Genomic DNA, 26,735 nt, shown 5'->3' on the forward strand with positions numbered 1-26,735 from the left:
CATTTCCACTCACGAGGACCAGCCGGGCGTGCGGAAGAAGTCCACCAGCCCATCCCAGGACTGGACGCTCCGCCGCCGTTCCCACCAGGTCCGGAACGGCGTGGACGCCATCGCGTGCCGCGTGTAGGACGTCATCACCGCGCGATAGACGTTCTCCGCCTGATCCCAGGTCAGCCGTTCCTTGCGCCACGCCAGCACGAGCCGCATCCGCATGGGATCACCCTTCAGCGGCCGGACCACCATGCCAGGAAGCTCGGGTGCGGTCGGTTCGACGAGCTGCACCGCCTGCCCGGCCGCGATCAGCTGCCGCCCACCGCCGTTGGGACATTCGAAACGGATCCGCGGCGTGAACCCGGCGCGATGCGTGGCCGCACGCAACGACGTCAGCGAACCGTCCTCAGGCCCCGGCGGTCCGATCCACGCTTCGTCCGCGAGATCGGCCAGGTCGACCTCGAAGCCGTCGGCGAGCCGGTGCCGGGCGGGAAGGCCGACGAAGACGGGCAGCCACGAGAACAGCACCCGGTGCCCCAACTGCTTCGCCAGCGGTACTTCCTGGTCGTCCGACATGGCGATGACGGCGATGTCGAGGGTGGCGCGGGCCAACCCCTGAGCCAGCACGGAACTGGACGGCTCCACGTGGACGGTCACGTCGAGTCCCGGTAGCGCGTCGTCGAGCCGTTCGACGAACGTGGGCAGACAGTCCATTTGGGACGATCCGAGCCGGACCGGGCCGTCGCCCAGCGCGCCGAGAAGATCGCTTTCGAACCGGTCGAACTCCACGAGCAGGGTCAGCGCGCGGCGCAGTGTCTGCTCGCCGACCGGGGTCGGTGTCACCCCGGTGTGGCTGCGGAGGAACAGTGGCGCGCCGATCTGCCGTTCGAGCCGCTGGAGCAGCGAGGTCAGCGACGGCTGGGACATGCCCAGCGCGGCGGCCGCCTGCGAGAGGCTGCCCGCTTCGGCGATGGCGCAGATCGCCCGCAGGTGCCGGATCTCCAGGGCCATAGGCGGAGTCTATCGCCGCCGGTCATTACGGCCCGCCCGTTCGCGGTGTGACAGTGCGACCAGGACCGCGACTACTCGAAGGGGGAGCCGATGACCGGCGACCGAACCCGGCCGGATCTGCGCGCGCTGCTGGCCGCCAAGGGATTCCGGAACTGGATCAGTGACGGCTGGGAGCCCGTCGACGACGTGGTCGAGGTGCCGCCGGGCACCGCCGAGGCCGCGGCCGCCCACCGCGGCAGGCTGTCGGCTGAGCTGCCGGGGCACCGGATCGCGCTCGCGGCGGGCCGCGCCGTGGTGCGCTCCAACGACACCTTTCACGGCTTCCGCGCCGACAGCGACTTCGTCTGGCTCACCGGCTGCCAGCGCGAAGGCGCGATTCTCGTGCTGACCCCGGCCGGCGACAGCCACCACGCCACGCTGTACGTCCCGCGCCCGGCGGAGTCGGGTGAACCCGACTTCGTGGGCGACGCGGACACCAGCCCGCTGTGGGTCGGCTCCGCCGCCGGTCCTGCCGCGTACGGCGACGCGCTCGGCATCGAATGCCGCCCGCTGGAAGACCTCCCGCGCGGCCTGCGCGGACGTAACCCGGGTGTGCTGACCGGTGCCGGGGTCGATCCCGTACTCGACGCGTACGGCTTCGGCCACAGCGAACGGCTGCGTACCATCCTCGCGGACCTGCGCCGGATCAAGGACGACTGGGAGATCGGCCAGTTGCGCGACGCCGTCGACGCCACCGCGCTCGGCTTCGCCGACGTGCTGTCCGCGTTGCCCGAGGCGGTCCGCGGCGGCGGGGAACGCTGGCTGCAGGGCACCTTCGACCGCCGTGCCCGCACCGAGGGAACGGGCCCCGGCTACACCTCCATCGTCGCCGCCGGGCCACACGCGCCGATCCTGCACTGGACGCGCTGCGACGGGCCGGTGACCGACGACAGCCTGCTGCTGCTCGACGCCGGGGTCGAGCTGAATTCCTTGTACACGGCCGATATCACCCGTACCTTCCCGGTCGGCGGGGAGTTCACGACCGCCCAGCGTGACGTGTACGACCTGGTGCACAAGGCGCATCTCGCGGCGCTGGCGGAAGTGCGGCCTGGCCAGGACTTCGCCGCCTTCCAGACGACGGCGCTGGGTGTACTCGCCCGTGGCTTGCACGACTGGGGCCTCCTCCCGGTTTCGGTGGACGAAGCGCTGTCGCCGGACGGGCAGCAGCACCGGCGGTACATCGTCTGCGGCACCGGCCATTTCCTCGGGCTGGACGTCCACGACTGCGCTTCCGCGAGCCCCGGTGCCTACCGGGAGGGCACGCTCGCCGAGGGTATGGCGCTGGCGGTGGAGCCCGGTCTGTACTTCCACGCCACCGATCGCACCGTGCCGCCGGAGCTCCGCGGCCTCGGCATCCGCATCGAGGACAACGTCGTGGTCACCGAATCCGGCCACGACCTGCTCTCTGGAGGGTTCCCCTCGACCGCGGACGAGGTCACCGCCTGGGTTCGGGCCGCCAGGGGATGAGCGGCGGGTCCAGGTGGTCGTGAGTGGCGATTCGGGTTCTCTTGAGGGGTAAGGCAAATATGGCGCGGTCGGCGCCCGCTGCCGGTGTCGCGAACACCGCCGCCCCAGCGTCGAAGCGTGATGTCCTGAAGGACCCCTTTGAGACCTTCAACGTCCCAAAGGGGACCTTCAGGACACGCCACATTTGAGTTGCCTCTCAATAACACTCCGACCCCCGCCCGGAACCGCACATACAGGCCCAAATCGGACACGAAGTTGTGCGCCTGTGTCCCTTGTGGACAGTCAGGGCCGTGTCGTGTCTGGGAGTACCTGACTGCAATCAAGGGGACTCCACGGCACCGAGCCGATCACGTCACCTTTACCCACTCGTGGCCTGCGGCGTGGCTCGCGGCGAAGCGCGTGAAGGCCCCCTTCCCTCGGCTCAGCCGAGGGAAGGGGGCCTTCACGCGCACCCGTTGTGACTGGTGGCGCCGCTGAGGCTCGTGACAGCTCTTCGCGGCCCTCCGCTCAAAGGCGTGTCATGATGTCGGCGAACTCGATCGGCAAAGCGAACGATTCGCGCTCCGGTCGTACGGTTTGACGAACGACGCGGGAGAAGCGGTGGAGAACGAGGCGCCCTCGATCCGGGACATGCTGGCGGTCAACCTGCGCGCGGCCAGGACGGCGAGGGGGCTCTCGCTGTCAGAGCTGTCCAGGCGCTCGGGTATCGGCAAGGCGACGCTGTCGCAGCTGGAGTCCGGTGGCGGCAATCCGACCATCGAAACCGTGTTCAGCCTGTCCAGGGTGCTGGAGGTGGCGATCTCCGACCTGCTCGACCATCGGGCGGGTGGCGCGCTCACCGTGGTCCGCGGCGCCGACGTCGAGGTGCTGCGCGGTGAGGGCGTCGATCTTCGGCCGCTGCGGCGGATCGAGACCGGTGACGGCGTGTTCGAGGTGTACGACCAGGTGGTGCGCGGTGACGCGCCACAGCGTTCGCAGGGGCATGTCGGCATCGAGCACACCGTCGTGCAGTCGGGCTCGCTGCGGGTCGAGGTGGCAGGCCGGACCGTCGATGTCGGCCCGGGGGACTACGTCGCCTTCGACGCCCGTGAGCCGCATTGCTACACCGCCGCGGAGGGGCCGGTCCATTCGGTCCTGCTGCTGCAGTACCGCGCCGACGAACGGCTCGACGGCAAGCCGCATCCGGTGCTGAAGGGCTGACCGCGAGGCGGGGGGATTGACACCCCTCTGGAGAGGAACCTACCCTCCGATCGTTCGCTTTACCGAACACTGGAGGGTTGTTGAACCGAACGCGCGTGGTCGTCCTCGGCGCCGGTATCGTCGGCGCCGCCTGTGCCCGTGAGCTGAGCCGGGCGGGCTTCGACGTCGTGGTCGTGGATCGCGGTCGTCCAGCCGGGGGCACCACGTCGCACGGCGAGGGCAATGTCCTCGTCTCCGACAAAGGGCCGGGCGCCGAACTCGAACTCGCGAAGCTCTCGGCGCTGCTGTGGCCGCGAGTGGTCGCCGAGATCGCCGACGAGGACGCACGCGCGGCGTCGGCGATCGAGTACGACCCCAAGGGCGGCATCGTGGTCGCCACCACCGACGAGGGCGCTCGCGCCCTCACCGCGTTCGCCGGGACCCAGACCGGTGCCGGAGTGCGCGCGGAACCGTTGTCACTCAAGGAACTCGCGCGAGCCGAACCCGCGCTGACCCGCGAGGTGACCGCCGCATTCCACTATCCGGAGGACGCGCAGGTCCAGCCCGCCGGCGCGGCGTTGGCGCTGCTGGGTTCCGCCTTGCGTCACGGCGCCCGGCTGCGGTCCGATACCGAGGTCGTCGGCGCCGTCGTCCGCGACGGATCGATCACCGGCGTCCGCGTGCCCGGTGAGGTCATCGGGGCCGACGTCGTCGTCAACGCCGCGGGCCCGTGGGCAGGGCAGGTGTCGGCGCGTCTCGGTGCTCCGATCGCGATCCGTCCCCGCCGGGGCGAGGTGCTGGTGACCACCCCGATGCCCGGGGTCGTCCGGCACAAGGTCTACGACGCCGATTACGTCGGCGCGGTCGGCGCCGATTCGGGTGACCTGCAGACTTCCGCCGTCGTCGAGTCGACCTGGGGCGGGACCGTGCTGATCGGCTCGTCGCGCCGCCGGGTGGGCTTCGACGACACGATCCGCCCCGACGTGCTGAGCGCCATCGCCGTCAAGGCGCTGCGGCTGTTCCCGGCACTCGCCGACGTCGCGGTGATGCGGGCCTACGGCGGTTTCCGGCCCTATGTGGACGATCATCTCCCGGTGCTCGGTGCGGACCCGCGGCTGGGAAACCTGTGGCACGCCACCGGTCACGAAGGCGCCGGAATCGGGTTGAGCGTCGGTACCGCCCGGTTGCTGCGCGAACTGCTCACCGGGACGGAGCCCGCGATGGGCGTCGAAGAGTTCACTGTGGACCGTCCTGCGGTAGTGGCGGAGGTGGCGGCATGAGCGGCAGGCCGGTCCGGATCACCGTCGACGGCGAACCGGTGGCCGGGATCGCGGGCCAGAGTGTGGCGGGCGTGCTGCTGGCCGCGGGCCGGATCTCCTGGCGCACCACCCGGTCCGGCGCGCCCCGCGGCGTGTTCTGCGGTATCGGCGCCTGCTTCGACTGCCTGCTCACGGTCAACGACGTGCCCGATGTCCGCGCGTGCCGCCGTCCGGCCGCCGACGGCGACGAGATCCGCACCCAGTCCCGGGAGGAGGGCACGTGAGCGCGCAGGTCGTGATCGTCGGTGCCGGACCGGCGGGGCTGGCGGCGGCCGAGCACGCGCTGCGGGCGGGCGCCCGGGTCACGGTGCTGGACCAGGCGGACACTCCCGGCGGTCAGTACCACCGCATGCCGCCCGAGGCTTGCCAGGCGCGGAACCCAGGCCGGGCGGGCTTCGAGCGGCGCCGTCGTCTGCTGGCGCATCCGCGCTGCCGGTGGTGGCCCGGCACCACCGTCTGGGCGTTCGATCGCGTGGATAACCGGCTGCAGATACTGCGGGGGCGGTCCGACGGCGGCGGGCGGCGGAGGCTGACCCTCGAACCGGACGCGCTGATCCTGGCGACCGGCGCGCACGATCGCACCCTGCCGTTCCCCGGCTGGGAACTGCCCGGGGTGTACACCGCGGGCGCGGCACAGGCGCTGGCCAAGGGGGAGCGGGTCGCGATCGGCCGGCGCGTGCTCGTCGCCGGGGCCGGACCGTTCCTGCTGCCGGTGGCGGAATCCCTGCTGGGCGTCGGGGCCGAGGTGGTCGCCGTGCTGGAGGCCAACCCGTTCGCCACCGTCCGGAAAGGATGGTCGGCGCGGCCGTGGCGGCTGGCCGCGCATACCGGCAAGGCCGGCGAACTGGCCCGCTACGGCGCCACCCTTGCCCGCCACCGCGTCCCGTACCGGATGGGCCGGGCCGTGATCGAAGCACGCGGCGCCGACCGGGTCCGCGAGGTGGTGACCGCCAGGGTCCGGGCGGACTGGTCGGTCGTCCCCGGCACCGAGTGGATCTACGAGGTCGACGCGGTCTGTGTCGGACACGGCTTCGTCCCGCAGCCCGAGCTGGCCGTCGCGGCGGGTTGTGTCCTCGACGGTGGTTTCGTCCGTGTCGACGGCGAGCAACGGACCACAGTGGACGGTGTCTTCGCCGCGGGCGAGATCACCGGCATCGGCGGCGCGGTCACCGCCGCCGCCGAAGGCGCGGTGGCCGGATGCGTCGCCGCGGGCGGGACGCCGCCGACGGCACTGCTTCGCGCCCGTGACCGGGCCCGAGTATTCGCCGGACGGCTCGCCGCGGCTCATCCGATCGGCGCGGCGTGGCCCGCCTGGCTACGGGAAGACACGATCGTTTGCCGCTGTGAGGAAACGACGTACGGCGAACTGAGCCGCGCCACCCGTGACCCCGCCTGTCCGGGCTCGCACGCGCTGAAACTCGGCACCCGCGCCGGGCTGGGCCCGTGCCAGGGCCGGATGTGCGGCCCCACCGTGGCCGAGCTGTGCGGTGCCGCCGAACGGCATCATCGCCCGATCGTCCAGCCCATCCGGCTGGGCGAACTCGCCTCCCGACCCGAAGGAGATCCTGAATGAGCAGCCCCGACCTCGGTGGCGTCGTCGTCGCGACCGCCCTCCCGTACCGGGTGGACGCCTCGGCGCCCGCCGGGCTGGCCGTGGATTACGACGCCTACGCCGCGCACTGCCGGTGGCTGGTCGACAACGGCTGCCGGGGCGTCGGCCCGAACGGCTCCCTCGGCGAATATTCCTCGCTGACCGACGAGGAACGCCGTCGCGTCGCCCGGACCGCGATCGAAACCGTCGGCGACGACGGGATCGTCGTCGTCGGCGTGCACGGTCCCGGGTCGCATCAGGCACGGCGGTGGGCCGAGGCCGCGGCCGAGGACGGCGCCGACGGCCTGCTGTGCCTGCCGCCCACGATGTACCGCGCCAACCGCGGCGAGGTGCTCGCCCACTTCGAGGCGGTGGCGTCGGTCGGCCTGCCGGTGATGGTCTACAACAACCCCATCGACACCAAGGTCGACCTGACCCCGGCCCTGCTGGCCGAGATCGCGGCGATCGACAACGTGGTGGCGGTCAAGGAATTCTCCGGCGACGTCCGGCGGGTGCTGGAGATCCGCGAGCAGGCACCGGGCCTCGACGTGATCAGCGGCGCCGACGACGTCGTGCTGGAAAGCCTGCTGATGGGCGCGACCGGCTGGTTCGCCGGGTTCCCCAACGTGTTCCCCGCCGAATCGGTGCGCCTGTTCGAACTGGCGACGGCCGGTGAACTCGAAAAGGCCAGGGCGCTCTACGAACCGCTGGTGGCCGCGTTCCGCTGGGACTCGCGCACCGAGTTCGTCCAGGCGATCAAGCTCGGCATGGACCTCGTCGGCCGCTACGGCGGCCCGTGCCGACCGCCGCGCGGGCCGCTGACCGGCGAGCACCGCGAGCGGGTCACCGCCGACATGCGTCGTGCGCTCGCCTCGCTGGGGGTGGCGTAGATGCGGTCGATCCGCTCGATCACCGCGGTCGACTCCCATACCGAAGGCATGCCGACCCGGGTGGTGACCGGCGGGGTCGGGCTCATCCCCGGTGACACCATGGCCGAACGCCGCCGGTACTTCATGGCGCACCTCGACCATCTGCGGCGGTTCCTGATGAACGAACCGCGCGGCCATTCCGCGATGAGCGGCGCGATCCTGCAGCCGCCGTCCCGGCCGGACGCGGACTGGGGCGTGGTCTACATCGAGGTGTCGGGCTGCCTGCCGATGTGCGGGCACGGCACCATCGGGGTGGCGACCGTGCTGGTGGAGACCGGCATGGTCGAGGTGACCGAACCGAAGACCGTGGTGCGCCTGGACACCCCGGCCGGGCTCGTGCACGCCGAGGTCGAGGTCCGGGACGGCCGCGCGGAACGCGTCAAGCTCCGCAACGTCGCGTCGTTCCTGGCCGAGCGTGACGCCGTCGTCGAGGTGCCCGGCCTCGGGGAGGTGCGTTACGACCTTGCCTACGGCGGGAACTTCTACGCGATCCTCGAACTGTCCCAAGTGGACATCCCGTTCGACCGCGCGGAAAAGGACCGGATCCTCGGCGCGGGGCTCGACATCATGGCGGCGATCAACGAGCAGCGTCCGCCGAAGCATCCGGCCGATCCGCTGATCGGCGGCTGCAAGCACGTCCAGTTCCTCGCGCCGGGCTCGGACGCCCGCGCGTCGCGGAACGCCATGGCGATCCATCCGGGCTGGTTCGACCGGTCGCCCTGCGGCACCGGCACCTCGGCCCGGATGGCTCAGCTGCACGCCCGTGGTGAGTTGCCGCTGCATACGCCGTTCGAGAACAGCTCGTTCATCGGCACCACGTTCACCGGGGAACTGGTCGAGGAGACCACCGTCGGCGGCGTGCCCGCCGTGGTGCCGGAGTTCTCCGGACGCGCCTGGATCACCGGCAACGCCACCTACCTGCTCGACCCGGACGATCCGTTCCCCGAGGGTTTCGTCCTTTGACCCCGCGTTCAGTCGGAGACCACGGTCCCGCCCTGGATGACGTGCCGGAACTTCTCCGGTTCGGCCAAGACGCCGATGTCCTCCAGCGGATCGCGGTCCACGACGAGCAGATCCGCGTGCGCGCCGGGGGCGAGCGTGCCGATCTCACCGGTCAGGTTCAGCAGGTCCGCGGCGGTCGACGTCGCCGACCGGAGGACGTCGAGCGCGGGTTGCACCTCGCCGCGCAGCCGGAATTCGTGGTTCTGGTGCCGGTGCATCCCGCCGAGCAGATCGCTGCCGTACACCAGTTTCACCCCGCCGCGGGCGGCACGGTCCAGCGCGGCCATCCCCGCGCCGAGCACCTCGTCGACCTTCCGCCAGCTGGATTCCGGCAGCCCGTGCTCGCGCCCTTCCTCCTTCAACGCCCAGTACGTGACCAGGGTGGGCACGAGATAAGCGTCGTGCCGGAGGAACAGTTCGACACTGAGATCGTCGATCAGGTTGCCGTGCTCGATCGACCGCACGCCCAGTTCCAGCGCGCGGTTCACCGCACGGGCGGTGTAGGCGTGCGCGGCGACGTACCGGTTGGCGGCTTCCGCCTCTTCGACGATGGCGCGCAGTTCGTCGGCGGAGTACTGCGTCGAGTCGATCCGGTCGGTGGGGGAGGCGACACCGCCGGAGGCCATCACCTTGATGTGGTGCGCTCCCTTGCGGAGTTCGTCGCGCGCCGCCGCGCGGACCGCGTCGACACCGTCGGCGAGCCTGCCCAGACCCGCGCAGCACGGGTGGTCGTCACTGGCGTTCGCGCCACGGGTCCGGCTGTCACCGTGCCCGCCGGTCTGGCTCAGCGCGCGTCCGCAGAACAGCAGTCGCGGACCCCGGAACAAGCCCTCGGCCTGCGCGTCGGCGAGGCCGTAGTCCGCACCGGATGCGTCGCGGACCGTGGTGAAGCCGCGGTCCAGCATCCGGCTCATCGTACGGGCGCTGTGCGCGGCCACATAGGACGGCGACGACGCGGGGAGCGACCCGAGATCCGCCGTCGACGCGGTCACGTGCACGTGGGCGTCGACCAGGCCGGGGAGCACGACGGCGCCGCGCAGATCCTCCGTCCGGACGTCACCGGCGGTCAGACCCGTGCCGATCTCGACGATGCGGCCGTCCTCGCACCGGAGGTCGCCCTCGGTGTACTCGCCCTTGGCCGGGTCGAGCAGACGGGCGTTGCGCAGCAGCAGTGATCCGTTCATCGCGTCTCCAGGATTTCGCGCAGGGCCGGGACCGCCAACGGTGCCAGTGAACGGGCCGCGACGACGGAATCGGCGTCGTAGCTGCCCTCCGCGTCGAGGATGTTGAGGACGCCGAGCGTGCGGCCGTCGTCCACCACCGGCACGTTGATCACCGCGCCGCACCCCAGCCGGTCGATGAGTTCGTGGTCGGCGAAGATCTCCCGCACCGCCGCGCTGTCCGGACCGAAGTAGGGTTCCTGCCCGGTGATGCACCGGTCCAGCCAACCCGCGGCGACCTCGACGGTCTTCTCGCCGCCCACCGGGTACTCCGCCGGGTGGCTGCTGTGCACGCGCCGCAGCGCTTTCCGTTCGGGCACCCACGCCAGCACGGTGAACAAGCGCACGCCGATCGTCGCGCGGGTCTTGTCCTCCACAGTGGACAGTGACACGGTCACTTCGTCATCTCCTTCGCGGTCTTCACGGGCGCGCCGTGCTCGGTCAGTTCTTCCAGTGAGCGACCGGCGGTGGACAGGCCGAACACGACCACGCACACCACTCCGGCCGCCAGGACGGCGGTGGTCAGGCCGAAGACACCGGCGAAGCCGAGGCTCGCCGCCGAAAGGCCGATGATCGTCGGGGCCAGGATGCTGCCCAGCCGGCCGAAAGCGCTGGACAGCCCGGTGCCGCTGGCGCGGATCCAGGTCGGGAACACCTCGGGGGTGTAGGAGTAGACACCGGCGTAGGTGCCGTTGAGGAAGAACGACAGCACCGCCCCGGCGAGGGTGATCGACCACGGCGCGTCCATCTGGCTCAGCCAGAACGCGCTCACCGCGGAGCCCGCCAGGTACAGCGCGATGGTGTGCTTGCGGTCGAGCCGTTCCGACAGCCAGGCCGCGGAGAAGTACCCGGGAATCTGGGCGAGGTAGATGATGATGGAGAACTCGAAGCTCTTGGTCACCGTGATCCCGCGTTGCACGAGCAGGGTCGGGATCCAGGAGAAGAAGCCGTAGTAGGAGAACGTGATCACGAACCAGACGGTCCAGATCACCGCCGTCCGCCGTGCCATCGCGGGGCTCCAGAGAAACTTCAGCGCGCTGAGGAGGTTGACCTTCGGCGTCTCCGTCGCCGGCTGGGCATCGGTCTCGGCGACCGCCGGAAGTGCCCGCCCCGTCGCCTTTTCGACGTCCCGCTCGAGTTTGGTGACGATCTTCTCCGCCTCCGCGTGCCGCCCGTTCGCGACGAGGAACCGCGGTGATTCCGGCAGCGACCGGCGCCACCACAGCAGCATGACGATCGGCAGCGCGGTGATCAGCTGGGCGACGCGCCAGCCTTCCGGCACCGTCGGGACGATGAACCGGCCGATCAGCGCGGCCATGACGAAGCCGAACGAGAAGAACCCGGCCAGCGCGCCGACGAACCAGCCGCGGCGTTTGGCGGGGACGAACTCGGACAGGAACGGGGCGATGATCGCGCTTTCGGCGCCCGCGCCCGCTCCGGCCAGCACCCGGGCGCCCAGGAAGATCTCGTAGTTGGGGGAGAAGGCGGCGAGCACCGAGAACACCGCGTAGAAGGCCAGCGCGTACATCATGACCTTCTTGCGCCCGATGCGGTCGCCCAGCAGTCCGGCGGCGATCGCGCCGAAGAGGAAGCCGAACGGCGTCGCCGAACCGATCAGCCCGAGCTGCCCGTTGTCGAGGTCCCAGGCGGCTTTCGCGCTCGGCAGGAGGAAGGCGACGACGGCGGAGTCCATCCCGTCGAACGTGTAACCGAGTCCGCCGATGAGCAGGAGTTTGTAGTGGGGGCGGCTCAAGGGGAGCCGGTCCAGTCGGGCCAGAAGCGTCATGGGGAACGCCTTCCGTGGTTCGGGCGACGAAGAGTGCGGACAACGTATACTGCGTTTCGGCAAAACTGCAATGGTTGTTGCATGTGGTTCGGTGTGCACGATGCGTTACCGTGACGCGGTCGAGGGAGGGGTGCGCGTGGCAGAGACGGCAACCGACGACGGTTTCGAGGCGTGGCTTCGGGATCGGACGCCGGAACGCGGATTGCGCCCGAAGTCGGCCGCCGTGCTCGAAGTGCTGGTCTCCCAGCCCCGTCGGGCGTCGTTCGGCTCGACGGCCGAACTCGCGCAGCTCGCCGGGGTCAACGTCGCCACCGTCACCCGTACCGCGCAGGCGCTGGGGTTCGCCGGCTGGCCCGCGCTGCAACAGGAATTGCGGGCGCGCTACCTGTCCTCGCTGAGCGCGCCGCAGGTGGCCGAGGAGCACCGGGACGTCGACTCGCCGGGGTCGGCGGCGCTGCGCCGCGACCTCGACAGCCTCGCTCTGCTCAACCGCCGGTTCGACGAGGACGAGATCCGCAACGTCGCCGAGGCGGTCGCCGCCGCGCGCCGCACCGTCGTCATCGCCGATGGCAGCTACGCCGCCGTCGGGATCGCCTTCGCGCACAACGCGCGGCTCGCCGGTTACGACGTCCACGCGATCACCGCGGGCGACGCCGAACTCGCCAACGCCACGGCGAAGCTCACCGCCGACGACGTGCTCATCGCGATCAGTTTCTGGCGGCTGTACGAAAGCACCGTGCTCGCCGCGAATGAGGCGAAGGCCAGGGGAGCGCGTGCTTTCGCCATCACCGACGCGGCCAGTCCCGCGCTGGCGAATGCCGTGGAGCAGGTGCTGATGGTGCCCGCCGAGGGGGTCACCTTCTTCCCGTCGCTGACCGCGGGGATGAGCCTGGTGCAGGCCATCGTCGCGCAACTGGCCGCCGTCGACCCGGTCCGGACCGGTGAATCCATCGAGGCGGCCGAAGCGATGTGGTCGCGGTTCGATCTGCTGCACCGCCGCCCCGGGTCGGCCGAAAGGCCGGTGCCGAAAAGGCCGACCGGTCGAGGTGTACCCGCCGGATGACCGATCCGCCGCACCCCGCCGGACGGCGATCCTGGTTCCAGGGCCGCCGGAAGCGGGCGGCACGGGGATCAGGAGGCGGAAATGACGATCATCGCGACCCTGGGCGCTTACGCCGGACTCGCGCTGCTGGCGCTGATGGCGGTGACGCCGCTGCTGGTCGAACTCGACCAGCGCTTCCCGCTCACCCGCCGGGCGAAGGCGGCCGGACGGGAAGGCCGGATGCCCGCCAAATTCGCCTCAGCGTGACGCAGAGCACAGACATCTCTCCGAAGCTACCTCACGTGAGTGATTCGGCCCCGGTCAAGTCGTAACTTTGCGTCGCGCTATGAAACGCTGAGTGACGTGACCGTGGATTGCTGCTCCAACGCCCAACCCGCCGACGCCTTCGCCGAGTTCCGGCAAAACGTCGACGAACTGACCCAGGCGTTCATCGACGCCTGTCGTCAGGGCCGTAGTCCCGGCGACGCCACGCTCGACCTGTTGCAGCGGATCCACCGCGAAGACCGCAACTGGGTCGTCGTCCATCTGACGTTCGCCATCGCGGCGCTCGCGCGTCAGCGTGCCCTCGCTTCGGCTGACGTCGTCACCCGGCCAGGTGGCGTAACGGGTGCTCCGGAGCGGGCGTTGCTAGCTTCCGCGAGTGACTGATCCGACCGTCTCCGCGGTCATCGCGGTGCTCGCGGGTTTCGTGCTCGCGGGCCTGCTGGCCGTCCCGTACATCGCGGCGAGTTACCGGCGCCGCGGCGAACTGGGGTTCTGGCGGGTCCTGCTGGTGTTCGGCTTTCTGGTCTACGCCATGTCCTTGTGGACCTACACGTTGCTCCCCATCCCGCGGACGACGGCGGCGTGGTGCGCCGAACACGCGGCGAGTCACCTGCAGCTACGACCGTTCCAGTTCATCGCCGACATCCGCCGCGAACAGCTCGGGAGCGGCCTGCGGGCGTTCCTGCGCAATCCCGCGGTCCGGCAGGCGGTGTTCAACGTCGCCTTGTTCGTACCGCTGGGGATGTTCGTCCGGCACCTCTTCCGGCGCGGTTTCGCGGCCACTGTCGCGATCGGACTCGCGGTCTCGCTGTTCATCGAGTGCACCCAGCTCACCGGGGTCTGGTTCCTGTTCGAGTGCCCGTACCGGCTGGCCGACGTCGACGACCTGCTGACCAACACCCTCGGCGCCGCCGCCGGCTTCGGGCTCGCCCCCTTGCTGCGGCTGCTGCCCGGGACCGAGCCGTCCGCGCCACCCGGCGCCCCGCGTCCGGTCACCGCCCGCCGCCGTCTGCTCGGGATGGCCGTCGACGTCGTCTCGGTCGTCCTGCTCGGCACCACCATCGGGCTGGTGACCACCTTGCTGGCGGGCGAACCGAACACCGTGGTCACGGCCCTGATCGGCACCCTGTTGCCCGCGATGCTCCTCCTGCTCGTCGTCCCTCTCGCGGGTGACGGCGCCAGCTTCGGCCAGCGGATCGTGCTGCTGCGCCCGATCGGACCGGACGGCGGTAAGCCTGCCGGGTGGCGGATACTCGTGCGGTTTCTCGCCGGTTCCGGCGGCTACTTCACCTTGCTCACCCTGGCTTCGGTGGTCAACGGCGGATTCGAGCCGCTGGCGAATCTGCTGTTCTTCGCCAGCGGCATCCTCGCGATCCGGCCCCTGGGTCATCAAGGACTGTCCGGTCTCCTCGCCGGTTTGCAGGTGGCCGACGCACGATCGGGTCTATCCTGCCGTTCGCGCGAGTCATTCCGCCTGGCAGCGGAGCCGGGCGGGAACACTCCCCGCCGTGGACGTGGAGTCGATGGATGACGTGGCCGACTGCCTGCTCTCGGTGGCGTGGAACATTCTTCCGTTGCTGGGAAAGCCGTCGGCCCGCGCGGGAAACCGGCCGCAGGAGATCCGGTCCTTCCTCGTCGACGCCTGCCATGACGCCGGAATGCGGGCCCGCGAATGGGCGGCCGTGCACGGAGCGGGAACCCGGGAGGAACTCCGTCCGTTCCTGCGGCTCGCGGAGGTCGCGGTGGACGCGAATCTGTTCCTGAGCATGGTTTCCGGCACAATGGTCGCCGACGACGAGCGGATCCGCCGCCGGTGGGCCGAAATCGAGTCGCTGGTCGGCGAAGCGCGCGACCTCGCCGGACAGGTCGCGGAATTCCTCGGCAGGCGAGCGGTGTCGCCCTGCCCCTGACCTCCGCGAGTACGACGGGGGCGGCCGGGGAACTCGGCCGCCCCCTGCCCGGGGATCAGTCCTTCTCGAGGGTCAGGTCGTAGCGGTCTAGCACCTCCTTGACGGGCTGGAAGAACGTGGTGCCGCCTTCGTCGCAGTCACCGGAGCCACCCGACGTCATTCCCTGCGCCTGCACGAGTTTCGTACCGGAACCCGACGAAGGACGGCTGACGAACGAACCACCGGAGTCGCCCGGTTCGGCGCAGGCGTCGGTCTGGGTGAGGCCCTTGACGATGTTCCCGTTGCCGTAGTTCACCGTCTGGTCCAAGGCCTCCACCCGCCCGCACTGCCAGTGGGTGGTGATCCCGGACCGGCAGATCCGGCCGCCGACCCCCACGACGTCGGCGCCTTCGATCCGCACGTCCGAACCGTCCTCGTACCGATCGACCCGGGGCGGGGTCGAAACGTCCGAGTGGGTCACCTTGACGGTCCCGTAGTCGTTGCCGGGGAAGGACGACCGCGCGACCTTGCCGATCGTGCCGTCGACACCGCGCACCGTGCCGCCGAGTTCGGTGCAATGGCCGGCGGTGATCACGTAATGGTCATCGTCGTCGTAGGCGTTGAACCCGACGGAACAAGCCCCGCCGCTGAAGTAGAGCCCCTGCCCGCCGATGACCGCCCACAGCGGCCGCGGCGCGCTCTTCACCTGTGCCACCCGGACCGGGGCTCCGGCGGCCGTCGCCCAGGCCCGGCCCGCGGGGTCGCCGCCCACCACGCTGACCACGACCTCGTTCGCGGGCGAGTCGACGTACCAGCCGGCGACCGAAGCGGGCACCTCCGCCGATCTATTGTCCAAAGTAGACTGGATCTTCTTCAGTTCGGCGACGCTGTGCCGCACCACCTTCGGGATCGCGCCCGCCGCGCGGATCCGGGCAGAGTGGCTCGCGTCGGTGGTGCCGACGACCAGTTCACCGGTGGTCTTGTCGAGCCAGGAACCGGCGAAAGCGGCGCCGAGCGCACCGCCGAGGCGCTGCTGCGTGGCGGCCAATGTGGCCGGACCGGCCGCTTCGGTCAGCACCGGGTTCGCCGCCGAAGCCGGGGTCGCGAACGCGGTCACGGCGGCCGCGGCGCCGATCACGGCGGCCATTGTGCGCAGAGGACGTCGAATCACGAAAACCTCCAGGTATTACGGAATTCGTTGCGGGGTGTGTGCTGGAGACACGCTCCTCATTCGACGTTACGACAGCGAAGTACCGGCCGAATGCCGCCATTTGAGTTGCACCGGCGGTTCCCCTTTCTGGCTCAGTGAAAGCGAGTGCTTCGGGATTTCCTCACTCTTGTGAGTGGGGATTGCACGATTTACCGACCCTGATTCGTCGAGCGGTATTCGACAATCCGCGACACCCGTGCGCCCATTAGGGAAACGGTCGCTCGCGGGGAGAGCGGGCGCATCACCTGATGGTGATCATGCTGAACCCATTCGTTCGAATCGGTGACGAACGCGTTTCTTTCACCCGGTAGCCGCGGAAGCGGCCCGAGCCGGGCCACTGGTGCGCTGTCCGCTTCCCGGCATCGCGGTCACCCAGGACGGCACGCACGCCTACGTGGTGCTCGCCGGGCAAGCGGCCGTGGCCTACCTCGATCTGCGGCGCTGATCTCACCGAGTACGTGATGGCCCCCTTCCTCGCGCCAGGCGCAAGGAAGGGGGCCATCACGTACTTCACTGGCCGCGCTGCCGAGTCTCAGGATCGCCGCGCCACGAAGGGGGTCACGCTCAGCAGGTGTGCCTTGTAACCCTCGCCGTAGGTGGCGGTCGGGGTGCCGGCGTAGTCCTGGATGAGGACGTTGCCACCGGTGCAGCCCCACGGGTTCCACGTCCACGCCGTGTATCCGAGGCGGTGCGTGTCCAGCCACGCCATCACCTGGTCGAGGTAGTCGTGCGCGCACGAATCCTGGCCGATCTCCCCGGCGTGCACCGGAACCTGCGCGGCGACCGCGCCGATCTGGCTGTCCCAGCAGGCGGAGGTCTTGCAGGCGTTGAAGTTGTACGAATGCCACGACGCGACCACGTTGTTCAGCGGGTCGATCGGCCGGTAGGCCAGCCATTGGGAGAGGTCGTTGGTCCAGGTGAGCCCGGCGGTCATGACGACGTTGGTCGCGCCGGTCGCGCGGACCGCGTCGAGCAGGTCCTGCATCCCCGCCACCTCGTAGCCGATGCCGGTGCACTGGCCGCCGTCGCGCAGGCAGCGCCACTCGGCGGCCGCGTTCGCCCAGTTGTCGGCCGCGTCCGGGTAGGGCTCGTTGAACAGATCGAACACGACGGCGTCGTTGCCCTTGAACGCGGTGGCGACCTGAGTCCAGAACGCCGGCGTGTGCTGCATGCTCGGCATCGGTTTCTGGCAGGTGGCGTTGACGTCCGCACACGCCGACACGTTGCCGGTGTACTGCCCGTGTGTCCAATGCAGATCGAGGATCGGGTTGATGCCGTTGGCCACCAACAGGTTCACGTAGTCCTTGACCGCCTGCTGATAGGCGGGCCCGCTGGGCGAGCCGGACAGGCCCAGCCAGCAGTCCTCGTTCAGCGGGATGCGCACCGCGCGGATGTGCCAGGTCTTCATCGCGTCGACCGACGCCTGGTCGACCGGGCCGCTGTCCCACATGCCCTTGCCCTGCACGCAGGCGAATTCGCCACTGGCGCGGTTGACGCCGAGCAACCGGTAGGCCTTGCCGTCGGCGGTCAGTTGATTCCCGGCCACCTTCAACGCCGGTGCGGGCCCGCCGGCCGGCGGCTCGGTCGGCGGGACACCGGTGCAGGCGGCACCGTTGACCGCGAACTCCGTCGGCGTGCCGTTGCTGCCGCTGTAGGAGAAGTTCGCGCCCGGTTGGACACTGCCGCCTGCCGCGATGGTGGCGTTCCACGTCTCGTTCCGGACGGTGACCTGCTTGCCGGACTGCGACCAAAGGCCGTTCCAGCCCTGTTGAAGCGTCTGGTTTCCGGCGTAGGAATACGTCAGGGTCCAGCCGTTGACGGCCGTGGTGCCGAGGTTCGCGATGGTCACGGAGACGCCGAAGCCCGAGCCCCAGTCCTTCGCGGCGTAGTCCACCCGGCAGGCGAACGCCGCGGCCTCGGTACTCGCTCCGGAGACCGGCGCCGCCGACAGCACCACGGCGGCGCAGGCGCTCGCCACGGCGAGGAGTTTTCTCACTGCCACACCCATGGACACTCCTTTGTGCTCGATGAGCCGACCAACCTGGGAGCGCTCCCAGAGTGGTCACGTTGACCGATCGAGGGATGTCCTGTCAATTCCGGACGCGACCCCGGGCGGGAATTCATCCACCCGCCGATCGGCGATTGGGCCGGGTGGGCCAATCACCGATCGGCGGGCTGATCTCAGGGGCGCGGGATGTTGCGGAGGTTGGCCCTGGCGAGGTCGATCATCCGGCCCACCCCACCTTCGAGCACGACTTTGCTCGCGGCCAAGGCGAATCCGCCGAGCTGACCGGCGGTGATGTGCGGCGGGACGGACAACGCGTTCGGATCCGTCACGACATCCACCAGCGCGGGGCCGTCGTGACTCAGTGCCTCCTTGAGTGCCGCACGCAGCCGAACCGGATCGGTCACCCGCTCGGCGCGCAGTCCCGCGCCACTGGCGATGGCGGCGAAATCGACCGGCCGGTGATCGGTCTGATAGTCGGGCAGGCCGTCCACCAGCATTTCCAGTTTCACCATGCCGAGCGAGGAATTGTTGAACGTCACGATCTTGACCGGAAGATCGTGCAAGGCCACGGTGAGCAGTTCTCCGAGCAGCATGCCGAGTCCGCCGTCGCCGGACATCGACACGACCTGGCGCCCCGGGTAGGCGAACTGCGCGCCGATGGCGTGCGGCAGGGCGTTGGCCATGGTGCCGTGCAGGAACGACCCGATGACCCGGCGGCGCCCGTTGGGCGTGAGGTACCGGGCCGCCCAGACGTTGCACATGCCGGTGTCGACGGTGAAGATCGCGTCGTCCGCGGCGAGTTCGTCGAGGAGGTCCGCGGCGAACTCCGGATGGATGGGCACATGCCGTTCGACGTTGCGGGTGTAGGCGTCGACGACCTGCTCCAGGTTTTTGCAGTGCTCACGCAACATGCGGTCCAGGAACCGGCGGTCGGTCTTGCGCCGCAGGAGCGGCAGCACGGCTCGCAGGGTCTCTCGCACGTCGCCGTGCACCGCGAGTTCCAGCGGCGTGCGACGGCCCAGCCGGGTCGCGTCGTGGTCGACCTGCACGGTCCGGGCCTGGGGAAGGAAGGAGTCGTAAGGGAAATCGGTGCCCAGCAGGAGCAGGAGATCCGCGTCGTGCATGGCCCGGTAGCAGGCACCGTAGCCGAGCAGACCACTCATTCCGACGTCGTAGGGGTTGTCGTACTGGATCCATTCCTTGCCGCGCAAGCTGTGGCCGACCGGGGCCTGCACCGTTCCGGCCAGCTCCATCACCTCGGCGTGCGCGCCACGGACCCCGGCCCCGGCGAACACGGTGACGGTCTCGGCTTCGTTGATCAGCTCGGCGAGCCGTGCCACCTGCGATTCCGGCGGTACGACCGTCCCGTGTTCGGTGACCGGGACCCCATGGCCGGTGGGCGAAGTGGCGTCGAGATGCGCGACGTCACCGGGCAGCACCAGCACCGACACCTCACCGCGGGACAACGCGTGCTGCATGGCGATCCGCAGCACCCTGGGCAGCTGAGCGGGTCCGTTGATCTGCTCGCAGTAGCCACTGCAATCGACGAACAACCGTTCGGGATGGGTTTCCTGGAAGAAGCCGGTACCGATCTGACCGGACGGGATATGCGAGGCGAGCGCGAGGACCGGGGCCCCGGTGCGGTGCGCGTCGTAAAGCCCCTGCACCAAGTGGGTGTTGCCGGGACCGCAGCTGCCGGCGCACACCGCGAGCCGACCGGTCAGCTGGGCCTCGGCGGCCGCGGCGAACGCGCCAGCCTCCTCATTGCGGACGTGCACCCATTCGATGCCCGGGGTGCGGCGGATGGCGTCGACGACGGGGTTGAGGCTGTCGCCGACCACGCCGTAGATCCGCTCCACCCCGGCCTGCACCAGGACCTGTACGAACTGCTCGGCGACGGTGGGCTTGGCCATCACGACCCCTTCGATGCTCCGGCGGCGGGACTACGTTCATGATCCACGTGCGGGCGCCGCCCCGCAGGTCCTAGCCGAGCTCGGCCGTGGAGCCGACGACGACGGCGTAGAGATCACCGATCGTGGCGAGCGCCGCACGGTGCTGTTCCGCGGCGGTCACCGCACCGGTGACGGACGGGAGCGAACGCGTGGCGCAGGCGGCCGCCACCACGGTCGGGGTGTTCCCGCGCAGGAACGCGCCTTCCGCGGTGAACGTGACGCACATATGGGTCATGAACCCGGCCACGACGACGTCCTGATGCCCGGCGGCGTCGACCAGTTCCCCCAACGGTGTCCCCACGAACGAGTTCGGCGCGGTCTTCACCACGACCTGTTCACCCGGGGCGGGAGCGACGCGCTCGTGGATCCGGCCGATGTCCTGGCCGACGTCGTACGGGCTGCCCTCGCCGCCGTCGTGCATGACGTGGATGACCGTCGCGCCCTCCGCACGAGCACGTGCCAGCAGCGTGGCGGCCTCGTCGAGCGCCGCTTCCCAGCCGTCGAGTTCCATCACACCGCGCGTGTAGGTGTTCTGGTAGTCGACGAGGATCACCGTCGCGTCCGAGAGCGTCGCGGGCGTCGTCGGCAGGGCGCTGATTTCGCGGAGAGTGGTGCTGGTCATCGTGTTTCCTTCGCTTTCCGTCGGTACGGCTACCATCGTGACTGACCCGATCAAATATGGAGATACGGATTCGGGTCAGGCATGGTCGAGATCGGCCGACATCCGCGGGAAGAGGGATCGATGAGCGCTCCGAGAGTGGCCGTCCTGGCGTTCGAGGGGATCAGCCCGTTCCACCTCGCCGTGCCGTCGCTGGTCTGGGGACCGGAAGCGCCGGTCGGCGACATGGAGCCGTGGCCGATCACGGTCGTCGCCGTGAAGCGCGGGCTGCTCGCCACGAGCGCCGGCTATTCCATCGACGTTCCCGCGGACCTCGGCGCGCTCGCGGACGCCGACATCGTCGTCGTGCCGTGGTGGTCCGATCCGGAAGCCCCGACGCCCGCGCCCGTCCTTGCCGCGCTGCGGACCGCGCACGAACGCGGAGCACTCGTCGTCGGGCTCTGCTTGGGGGTCTTCGCCCTCGCGGACGCCGGCATCCTCGACGGTCGTGCGGCGACCACCCACTGGAAATGGGCCGAAACGTTCCGGAGGCGCTTCCCCTCGGTGGAGCTGCGTCCCGAAGACCTGTATGTCGACGAGGGCGACGTCGTGACCGGCGCGGGCGCGACCGCCGGGATCGACACCTGTCTGCATTTGCTCGCCGGCCGGGCCGGTCAGGACGTGGCCAACCGCGTCGCCCGGCGGATCGTCGCCGCGCCGCACCGGCCCGGTGGCCAGGCCCAGTTCATCGAGTTCCCCGTCCCCGCCCCGGACGAGGATCCGCTCACCCCCGTGATGAGCTGGGCGCAGTCCCACCTCGACGCACAGCACAGCATCGACGACCTCGCCGCCAGGGCCCATATGAGCAGGAGCACGTTCACCCGCTCGTTCCGCGCCCGCACCGGGAGCACCGTCCACAACTGGCTGGTCGCCCAACGCCTCGCGCGGGCACGGCACCTTCTCGAGACGACCACGCTCGGCATCGACGCCGTCGCCGCACAATCCGGTTTCGGCACGCCTGCCCGTCTTCGCGAGCACTTCGCCGCCGCGCTGGGCACGACGCCGACCCGCTACCGGATCGAGTTCTCCGGAATCACTACTTCCGCGAAGCCTGCGACACCGAGCATGAGCCGGGAAAGAGCCGTGCCCGCACTCGCGTTTCGGACCGAGGGACTCGGCGGCACCACCGGTCACCCGGGCAGCGCGTGAAGGCCCCTTCCCGAAGGCGGCACTAGGCTTTGGCCCAGCGTTGGTTGGCGCTCGTGGTACAGGTCGCCACGTTCACGACCGAACCGTTGCCGGTCCCGCCCGCGACCTCGAGACACAGTCCACTTTGGACGGCGCTGATCGTGCCGTTGGTGTTGACGTTCCATTGCTGGTTCGCGCCACCGTGGCAGTCCCAGATCTGCACCCGCGTGCCGGAGGTGGCGTTCGCCGGTACGTCGAGGCATTTGCCCAGCACCTGCAGAGCCTGGTTGTTCTGGCTGAACTGCTGGTTGGCGCCGGTGTGGCAGTCCCAGACGATCATCTGGGAGCCGTTCGCCGAGTTCGCGCCGTTGACGTCGAGGCATCGGCCGGAGGATTCGCCCCGGAGCCGGAACGTCGTTGGGGTCGGCGTCGTGCCTCCGGTGAAGAACTTCCACACCTCTGCCGAAGTCCAGGTGCGCCAGCCGTCACCGCCACTGTCGATGGGACCTGGGGTGTGACCGCCGTCGAAGGCGGCCCAGACGACCGGATAACCGGCGCGGCATCCCGCGTAGGTGGTGATGATGTGGGTCCGGCTGCCCGCCGCGGGTTCCCGTGGGCTCTGCGGGGTGCAGCCGTTGTTCCTGACGAACGTGTCCCGAAGCCCGCGGCCGAGGGAGATGTTGAGCACCGAGTCGGAGACGCCGTGGATCCCCATGTACGCGATGGGCTGGCTGCCACCGGCGCACCCGCTCAGTTGCGCCCCGGAGTAGACCGCGACAGCGCGGAACATGGGCGCCCTGGCACAGGCGATCGCGTAACTCATGCCGCCGCCGTAGCTGAAGCCCAGCGCGAAACGTTGTGCCGTGTCGACGCAGAGGTCGTTTTCGATCAGCTTGATCAGGTCGTCGGTGAGGGTCACGTCCTCCCCGCCGGAGTTGGCCCAGCCGTTGCCGAAGCCTTGCGGCGCGACGAAGATCGCACTGTTCTCCGCGAGTCTCCGCTGGCCGTAGTAAGACCAGTTGAAGCCGTCGGTTCCGCCCGAGTCGACGTCGTTGGCGGTCCCGCCCCGCCAGTGGTACCCGAAGATCAACCGGTACTGGCGGGTGTTGGAGTAGTTGTCGGGCAGCCGCAGGATGAAATTGCGGGTCTTGCCGCTGCTCTGGATCGTCTGGGGACCGCTGCGCAGCGTGGGTGCCTTGCCGCAGCCGGCGGACGCGGCGAGGGTGCCGGGATCGGCGGGCGGCGCCGGGGCGGCGGCCGCCGCGGTGGAACCGGCGAGGACCAGGGCTGCGGCGGCGATCGGCGTCCACCACCAGCGGCGTGGATGGGCTCGTTTCCTCATGGGTGTGCTCCTGTTCTGTACTGGGTTACCGGGTCAGGTCAGACGGCGGCGATGGCCCAGTGGTTGTTGGGACTGCTGTTCGGTGCCCACAGCGCCACGCCGGAGCCCGCGGTGGAATCACCGAGGCTGTCGAGCGCGGTACCCGTGCCGCGGTTGATCACCTGGTGGCGGCCACCGCCGACACCGTTGAGGCGCCATTGCTGGTTGGCGCCGCCGTTCCAGGCCGCCTGCTGACAGGCGGCGCCGTTGGCGCTGTTGCCCCAGCTGTCGGCGACCATCCCGTTGGTGCGGTTGACGATGCGGTACCACTCGCCGCCCAGCGGCACCAGCTGCCACTGCAGGTTGCCGCTGCCGTCCCAGTTCCATTGCTTGAGCCGCGATCCCGAGGCGACGTTCCCGCCGCTGTCCAGGGCGAGTCCGGTGGCGGCGTTGGTGATCCGCGACCAGCCGGTGGGGACGGGCGCGGCACCCAAGGCGGGGATCTGACCGGAGAAGGTCAGCTTGACCACGTACGCGGGGGCGGCGAAGGGCGCTGCCGCCGACGGCATCGAGATGTGCAGTCCCGAGCCGTTCTGGTTACGGGTGGGCAGGTCGAGGTACGTCCCGGCCGTGGAGCCGAGCAGCCGCACGGAGGCCAGGGAACTCAGGTCGATCCGGCCGGAGCCGAGGGTGGTGATGCTCAGGGTGCCGCCGGGCCAGCCCATCACGGTGGCGTACAGCACCGTGTTGTCCTTGCTGCGGGTGAACCGCATGTCCCGGTTGGTGCCTTCCCTCGGCTGGACGAAGGAACCGCCGCCCATCTGGGTGGGGCCTTCGCCGTAGGCCGTCCAGGCGCGGGTGGCGTAGACGGATTCGCCGAACCGTTTGAGGTAGTCCCCGATGCCCAGCAGGATCGCGCGCTGGCCACCGGGGATGGTCCCGTCCGCCATCGGCGCGATGTTCAGCAACATGTTGCCGTTCTTGCTGACCCTGTCGAGCAGCGAGTGCAGCATGGCGTTGAGCGAGTAGTAGCCGATGCCGACGGTGTAACACCAGCTGGAGCTGGAGATGCTGTCGTCGGTCAGCCAGAAGGGATGCTGGATGTCCGCCGGCCCGCCGCGTTCGAAGTCGAACACCGAACCGCGGTTGTTCAGGCCGTCCTTGTAGGTGCTGACCACGTCCCTGTTCCACGCGACCGCCCGGTTGAAGTAGTACGCGAGGAAGTTCAGCCGCTGTGCCTCGTCGACCTGGGGGAGGTTGAAGTCCTGCCAGACGATGTCGGGCTGGTAGCCGTCGATGACCTCTTTGAGCTTGTCGAACCACAGCTGGTTCTCCGGCGCCCTGCCGAGCTGGCCGTACAGCTTGCGCAGGCTCGGATCCGACTGCGCCGGGACCCGGTCGTAGAACCCGGTGAAGTTGTACGCGTGGTGCAGCGACACCACGAACTTCAGCCCCTTGGCCCGGATCGCGGCGGCATGGAGCCCCACCAGATCCAGTTTGGGGCCGGTGCGTACCGAGTTCCATTCGTTGACGGCGCTGTTCCACATCGAGTAGCCGTCGTGGTGCTCGGCGACCGGTCCGGCGAATCTGGCACCGGCGTCGGCGAACAGCTGTGCCCATTCGCCGGGGTCGAAATCGCCACCCGCGGATTTCAGTCTCGGCGCGAACTGGACCCAGTTCCCGGCCTTGTCCCGCGCTCCGTTGATGAAGTTGTGGTACGGCCACGCCGACGGATCCCCGTAGGTGGCGATGTGATGGCGGTTCTCGTTGGACCCGGCGATGTACATGGTGCGCGGATACCATTCGTTGCCGAACGCCGGGACGCTGAAGACTCCCCAGTGGAAGTAGATGCCGAATTTGGCGTCCTGGAACCACTCGGGCGCGGGCGGATGCCGGTCGACCGACGGCCACGTCGGCGTGTAGCTGCTCGGTCCTTCGGGGGCCCATACCGTTCCGGCTCGCAGCAGCCCGGCGGCGGCGGTGAACCCACTCAGGGCGAGCGCCCGGCGACGGGTGAACCGGCTTGAGGACAAGGACATGGCACGACCCCCTTCGGCTCAGGCGCGAGCCCACTTCTGGTTGGCTTGGCCGTTGCAGGTCCAGAGGACCAGCCGGCTGCCGTTGGCGGTGGCGGCCTGGTTGACGTCCAGGCAGAGTCCGGAGTGGACGTTGGTGATGGATCCGTCGGCGTCCTGGGTCCACTTCTGGTTGGCCTGGCCGTTGCACGACCAGGTGAGGACTCGTGTGCCGTTGGCGGTGCCCTGGTTCTCGGCGTCCAGGCACTTGTCGCCGAAGGCCCGGATCTCGCCACCCGCCCACGTCGTCCACGACTGGCTCGCCGCGGTGTGGCAGTCCCAGATCACCGTGGCCGCTCCGGGCGCGGTCGAGCCGCCGTTCACGTCCAGGCACCGGCCCGAGCCGGTACCGCGCAGCCTCGCCGTCGTGGCGGCCACCGGGTTGCCGCCGGTGACTCGGTACGCGGCGACGTCGTGCGCCGGGACGGTGGCGGAGATCTGCCCGCCGCTGGTCGAGGTGGCGCCGGTCCACAGGTCGGTCAGCGTGAACGATCCGCCGGACAACCCGAGCTGCGCCGCCGTGGTGGTGACCGTGCCCGCCCCGCCGCCGCGGTTGAACAGGCCGACCGCGACCGAGCCGTCCGACAGCGGTTTGGCGAAGACCTCCGTGGCGCCGTCGTCCCGCACCCGGCGGCCGCCCGCGCCGAGCTTGTCCTGGTTCACCGCCAGCAGCCGCGGGTTGCGCAGGATCGCGCTGACGTCGGCGGACATGGTGCGGATGTCGTTGCCCGCCATCAGCGGCGCGGCCATCAGGGCCCAGAGCGCGAAATGCGCCCGCGATTCGGTCAGGGTCAGGCCAGGGCGCCCGACCACCAGCATGTCCGGGTCGTTCCAGTGGCCGGGCCCGGCCTGTGCGGCCAGGGGAGCGTTGATGTCGACGACGTTGCCGACGCCCATCGGGTAGCTGTTGGTGTTGCCGTTCTGCCAGATGTCGAGCAGATCTTCGGTGGTACGCCACAGATCGGCGACCTCGCCCCAGTTGTACTTGTCACCGGTGATCGCGTGGAAGCTGTTGGGGTTGATGCTGTAGACGATCGGCCTGCCGGTGGCGCGGATCGCGTCCCGCATGATCGTGAACCGGGCGACCTGCTCGTCCCGGGTCCCGTCGGGAGAACACCAGTCGTACTTCAGGTAGTCCACTCCCCAGGAGGCGAAGGTGCGGGCGTCCTGCACCTCATGCCCCTGGCTGCCCGTGGAGCCCGGATGGTTGCCGACGCGCTGGGCGCAGGTGCGCTCGGTCGGCACCTGGTAGATCCCGAATTTCAGGCCGCGGCCGTGGATGTAGTCGCCCAGGGCCTTCATGCCGCTGGGGAACTTCGTCGGATGGGCCCGCAGAGTGCCCTGCGCGTCGCGCTGCGGGTCGAACCAGCAGTCGTCGACCACGACGTACTGGTAGCCCGCGTCCCGCATCCCCGAAGAGACCATCGCGTCCGCAGCTTGGCGGACCGCGGCCTCGGTGACGCCGCAGCCGAAACTGTTCCAGCTGTTCCAGCCCAGCGGGGGAGTGACCGCCGGGCTGCCCGGTGCGGCGACGGCGACCTGCCGGGCGGGTGCGACCGTGAACAGGGACAGCGCCGCGGCCGCGGTCGCCAGCAGGGCGACCAGTCGTCGACGTGATCGAGTGAGCATCCTT

The 26,735-nt window shown here is 69.7% G+C and carries 24 protein-coding genes; 13 read left to right on the forward strand and 11 right to left on the reverse strand.

Annotation, left to right across the window (positions count from 1 at the left end; all coding sequences use genetic code 11):
* Positions 1-9 precede the first annotated feature (9 nt).
* Positions 10-1,002, reverse strand: coding sequence for a LysR family transcriptional regulator (locus ACZ5ZX_RS10130; protein ID WP_465501665.1), 993 nt, complete (start codon positions 1,000-1,002; stop codon positions 10-12).
* A 90-nt stretch (positions 1,003-1,092) separates the two neighbouring features.
* Between ACZ5ZX_RS10130 and ACZ5ZX_RS10135 the strand changes: the two genes are divergently transcribed.
* The 7 genes from ACZ5ZX_RS10135 (at position 1,093) to ACZ5ZX_RS10165 (ending at position 8,489) form a co-directional block, all read left to right on the forward strand.
* The gene (locus ACZ5ZX_RS10135) at positions 1,093-2,508 is read left to right on the forward strand and encodes an aminopeptidase P family protein (protein WP_465501666.1); all 1,416 of its coding nucleotides are present in this window, start codon (positions 1,093-1,095) and stop codon (positions 2,506-2,508) included.
* A gap of 600 nt (positions 2,509-3,108) precedes the next feature.
* Positions 3,109-3,708: a helix-turn-helix domain-containing protein gene (locus tag ACZ5ZX_RS10140; RefSeq protein ID WP_465501667.1), complete on the forward strand. Its 600-nt coding sequence runs from the start codon at positions 3,109-3,111 to the stop codon at positions 3,706-3,708.
* Between the two features lie 80 nt (positions 3,709-3,788).
* Positions 3,789-4,967, forward strand: coding sequence for an NAD(P)/FAD-dependent oxidoreductase (locus ACZ5ZX_RS10145; RefSeq protein WP_465501668.1), 1,179 nt, complete (start codon positions 3,789-3,791; stop codon positions 4,965-4,967).
* Entirely contained in the window at positions 4,964-5,230 is a 267-nt protein-coding gene (locus tag ACZ5ZX_RS10150) for a (2Fe-2S)-binding protein (RefSeq protein ID WP_465501669.1), read from the forward strand. Before ACZ5ZX_RS10145 ends, ACZ5ZX_RS10150 begins: the two co-directional genes overlap by 4 nt.
* Positions 5,227-6,579 (forward strand): FAD/NAD(P)-dependent oxidoreductase, encoded by a 1,353-nt coding sequence (locus ACZ5ZX_RS10155; RefSeq protein WP_465501670.1) that lies wholly within the window; start codon positions 5,227-5,229, stop codon positions 6,577-6,579. The genes ACZ5ZX_RS10150 and ACZ5ZX_RS10155 overlap by 4 nt, the downstream gene beginning before the upstream one ends.
* Positions 6,576-7,487, forward strand: coding sequence for a dihydrodipicolinate synthase family protein (locus ACZ5ZX_RS10160; RefSeq protein ID WP_465501671.1), 912 nt, complete (start codon positions 6,576-6,578; stop codon positions 7,485-7,487). Before ACZ5ZX_RS10155 ends, ACZ5ZX_RS10160 begins: the two co-directional genes overlap by 4 nt.
* Positions 7,488-8,489 (forward strand): proline racemase family protein, encoded by a 1,002-nt coding sequence (locus tag ACZ5ZX_RS10165; protein ID WP_465501672.1) that lies wholly within the window; start codon positions 7,488-7,490, stop codon positions 8,487-8,489. It begins immediately after the preceding gene.
* Positions 8,490-8,497: 8 nt separating this feature from the next.
* On the opposite strand, the gene ACZ5ZX_RS10170 is transcribed toward ACZ5ZX_RS10165, so the two are convergent.
* Genes ACZ5ZX_RS10170 through ACZ5ZX_RS10180 form a run of 3 tightly spaced genes read right to left on the reverse strand, consistent with a single transcriptional unit; the run spans position 8,498 to position 11,534 of the window.
* Positions 8,498-9,712: a metal-dependent hydrolase family protein gene (locus ACZ5ZX_RS10170; RefSeq protein WP_465501673.1), complete on the reverse strand. Its 1,215-nt coding sequence runs from the start codon at positions 9,710-9,712 to the stop codon at positions 8,498-8,500.
* A complete protein-coding gene (locus tag ACZ5ZX_RS10175) occupies positions 9,709-10,146 on the reverse strand; it encodes a GAF domain-containing protein (RefSeq protein WP_465501674.1) in 438 nt (145 codons plus the stop codon). The genes ACZ5ZX_RS10170 and ACZ5ZX_RS10175 overlap by 4 nt, the downstream gene beginning before the upstream one ends.
* Entirely contained in the window at positions 10,143-11,534 is a 1,392-nt protein-coding gene (locus ACZ5ZX_RS10180) for an MFS transporter (protein WP_465501675.1), read from the reverse strand. Before ACZ5ZX_RS10180 ends, ACZ5ZX_RS10175 begins: the two co-directional genes overlap by 4 nt.
* A 136-nt stretch (positions 11,535-11,670) precedes the next feature.
* Here ACZ5ZX_RS10180 and ACZ5ZX_RS10185 point away from each other — a divergent pair, with 136 nt between their 5' ends.
* From ACZ5ZX_RS10185 to ACZ5ZX_RS10205, 5 genes are all read left to right on the forward strand, one after another.
* On the forward strand, positions 11,671-12,597 hold the full coding sequence (locus ACZ5ZX_RS10185) for a MurR/RpiR family transcriptional regulator (protein ID WP_465501676.1): 927 nt from the start codon (positions 11,671-11,673) through the stop codon (positions 12,595-12,597).
* Positions 12,598-12,678: 81 nt separating this feature from the next.
* Positions 12,679-12,843, forward strand: a complete 165-nt coding sequence (locus ACZ5ZX_RS10190) for a hypothetical protein (protein WP_465501677.1) — start codon at positions 12,679-12,681, stop codon at positions 12,841-12,843.
* 96 nt (positions 12,844-12,939) lie between these two features.
* Complete coding sequence (locus ACZ5ZX_RS10195) at positions 12,940-13,245, forward strand: hypothetical protein (RefSeq protein WP_465501678.1); 306 nt, start codon at positions 12,940-12,942, stop codon at positions 13,243-13,245.
* Positions 13,238-14,392, forward strand: coding sequence for a VanZ family protein (locus ACZ5ZX_RS10200; RefSeq protein ID WP_465501679.1), 1,155 nt, complete (start codon positions 13,238-13,240; stop codon positions 14,390-14,392). Before ACZ5ZX_RS10195 ends, ACZ5ZX_RS10200 begins: the two co-directional genes overlap by 8 nt.
* Positions 14,385-14,771, forward strand: a complete 387-nt coding sequence (locus tag ACZ5ZX_RS10205; protein WP_465501680.1) for a hypothetical protein — start codon at positions 14,385-14,387, stop codon at positions 14,769-14,771. The genes ACZ5ZX_RS10200 and ACZ5ZX_RS10205 overlap by 8 nt, the downstream gene beginning before the upstream one ends.
* 55 nt (positions 14,772-14,826) lie before the next feature.
* On the opposite strand, the gene ACZ5ZX_RS10210 is transcribed toward ACZ5ZX_RS10205, so the two are convergent.
* The 4 genes from ACZ5ZX_RS10210 to ACZ5ZX_RS10225 form a co-directional block, all read right to left on the reverse strand.
* Positions 14,827-15,921: a S1 family peptidase gene (locus ACZ5ZX_RS10210; RefSeq protein WP_465501681.1), complete on the reverse strand. Its 1,095-nt coding sequence runs from the start codon at positions 15,919-15,921 to the stop codon at positions 14,827-14,829.
* Positions 15,922-16,492: 571 nt separating this feature from the next.
* The gene (locus tag ACZ5ZX_RS10215; RefSeq protein ID WP_465501682.1) at positions 16,493-17,968 is read right to left on the reverse strand and encodes a cellulase family glycosylhydrolase; all 1,476 of its coding nucleotides are present in this window, start codon (positions 17,966-17,968) and stop codon (positions 16,493-16,495) included.
* A 173-nt stretch (positions 17,969-18,141) separates the two neighbouring features.
* Positions 18,142-19,881, reverse strand: coding sequence for a pyruvate dehydrogenase (locus tag ACZ5ZX_RS10220; protein ID WP_465501683.1), 1,740 nt, complete (start codon positions 19,879-19,881; stop codon positions 18,142-18,144).
* A gap of 70 nt (positions 19,882-19,951) precedes the next feature.
* Positions 19,952-20,542 (reverse strand): isochorismatase family protein, encoded by a 591-nt coding sequence (locus tag ACZ5ZX_RS10225; RefSeq protein WP_465501684.1) that lies wholly within the window; start codon positions 20,540-20,542, stop codon positions 19,952-19,954.
* Positions 20,543-20,662: 120 nt separating this feature from the next.
* Here ACZ5ZX_RS10225 and ACZ5ZX_RS10230 point away from each other — a divergent pair, with 120 nt between their 5' ends.
* A complete protein-coding gene (locus tag ACZ5ZX_RS10230; RefSeq protein ID WP_465501685.1) occupies positions 20,663-21,727 on the forward strand; it encodes a GlxA family transcriptional regulator in 1,065 nt (354 codons plus the stop codon).
* Positions 21,728-21,749: 22 nt separating this feature from the next.
* Here ACZ5ZX_RS10230 and ACZ5ZX_RS10235 read toward each other — a convergent pair whose 3' ends face one another.
* The 3 genes from ACZ5ZX_RS10235 to ACZ5ZX_RS10245 are packed head-to-tail and all read right to left on the reverse strand — an operon-like array spanning position 21,750 to position 26,731.
* A complete protein-coding gene (locus ACZ5ZX_RS10235; protein ID WP_465501686.1) occupies positions 21,750-23,048 on the reverse strand; it encodes a ricin-type beta-trefoil lectin domain protein in 1,299 nt (432 codons plus the stop codon).
* A gap of 38 nt (positions 23,049-23,086) precedes the next feature.
* Positions 23,087-25,066 carry an alpha-L-fucosidase gene (locus ACZ5ZX_RS10240; protein ID WP_465501687.1) on the reverse strand — a complete coding sequence of 660 codons (1,980 nt, stop codon included), beginning with the start codon at positions 25,064-25,066 and terminating at the stop codon, positions 23,087-23,089.
* A gap of 18 nt (positions 25,067-25,084) precedes the next feature.
* The gene (locus ACZ5ZX_RS10245) at positions 25,085-26,731 is read right to left on the reverse strand and encodes a glycoside hydrolase family 27 protein (RefSeq protein WP_465501688.1); all 1,647 of its coding nucleotides are present in this window, start codon (positions 26,729-26,731) and stop codon (positions 25,085-25,087) included.
* Positions 26,732-26,735 lie beyond the last annotated feature (4 nt).

It is taken from the genome of Amycolatopsis sp. NPDC033938 (assembly GCF_055575975.1).

Bases quoted from the DNA above. Each gene is read 5' to 3' on its own strand.
- ACZ5ZX_RS10130 (WP_465501665.1), bottom strand. From the start codon at position 1,002: ATGGCCCTGGAGATCCGGCACCTGCGGGCGATCTGCGCCATCGCCGAA.
- ACZ5ZX_RS10135 (WP_465501666.1), top strand. From the start codon at position 1,093: ATGACCGGCGACCGAACCCGGCCGGATCTGCGCGCGCTGCTGGCCGCC.
- ACZ5ZX_RS10150 (WP_465501669.1), top strand. From the start codon at position 4,964: ATGAGCGGCAGGCCGGTCCGGATCACCGTCGACGGCGAACCGGTGGCC.
- ACZ5ZX_RS10160 (WP_465501671.1), top strand. From the start codon at position 6,576: ATGAGCAGCCCCGACCTCGGTGGCGTCGTCGTCGCGACCGCCCTCCCG.
- ACZ5ZX_RS10165 (WP_465501672.1), top strand. From the start codon at position 7,488: ATGCGGTCGATCCGCTCGATCACCGCGGTCGACTCCCATACCGAAGGC.
- ACZ5ZX_RS10170 (WP_465501673.1), bottom strand. From the start codon at position 9,712: ATGAACGGATCACTGCTGCTGCGCAACGCCCGTCTGCTCGACCCGGCC.
- ACZ5ZX_RS10180 (WP_465501675.1), bottom strand. From the start codon at position 11,534: ATGACGCTTCTGGCCCGACTGGACCGGCTCCCCTTGAGCCGCCCCCAC.
- ACZ5ZX_RS10190 (WP_465501677.1), top strand. From the start codon at position 12,679: ATGACGATCATCGCGACCCTGGGCGCTTACGCCGGACTCGCGCTGCTG.
- ACZ5ZX_RS10205 (WP_465501680.1), top strand. From the start codon at position 14,385: ATGGATGACGTGGCCGACTGCCTGCTCTCGGTGGCGTGGAACATTCTT.
- ACZ5ZX_RS10215 (WP_465501682.1), bottom strand. From the start codon at position 17,968: ATGGGTGTGGCAGTGAGAAAACTCCTCGCCGTGGCGAGCGCCTGCGCC.
- ACZ5ZX_RS10220 (WP_465501683.1), bottom strand. From the start codon at position 19,881: ATGGCCAAGCCCACCGTCGCCGAGCAGTTCGTACAGGTCCTGGTGCAG.
- ACZ5ZX_RS10225 (WP_465501684.1), bottom strand. From the start codon at position 20,542: ATGACCAGCACCACTCTCCGCGAAATCAGCGCCCTGCCGACGACGCCC.
- ACZ5ZX_RS10230 (WP_465501685.1), top strand. From the start codon at position 20,663: ATGAGCGCTCCGAGAGTGGCCGTCCTGGCGTTCGAGGGGATCAGCCCG.
- ACZ5ZX_RS10235 (WP_465501686.1), bottom strand. From the start codon at position 23,048: ATGAGGAAACGAGCCCATCCACGCCGCTGGTGGTGGACGCCGATCGCC.
- ACZ5ZX_RS10240 (WP_465501687.1), bottom strand. From the start codon at position 25,066: ATGTCCTTGTCCTCAAGCCGGTTCACCCGTCGCCGGGCGCTCGCCCTG.
- ACZ5ZX_RS10245 (WP_465501688.1), bottom strand. From the start codon at position 26,731: ATGCTCACTCGATCACGTCGACGACTGGTCGCCCTGCTGGCGACCGCG.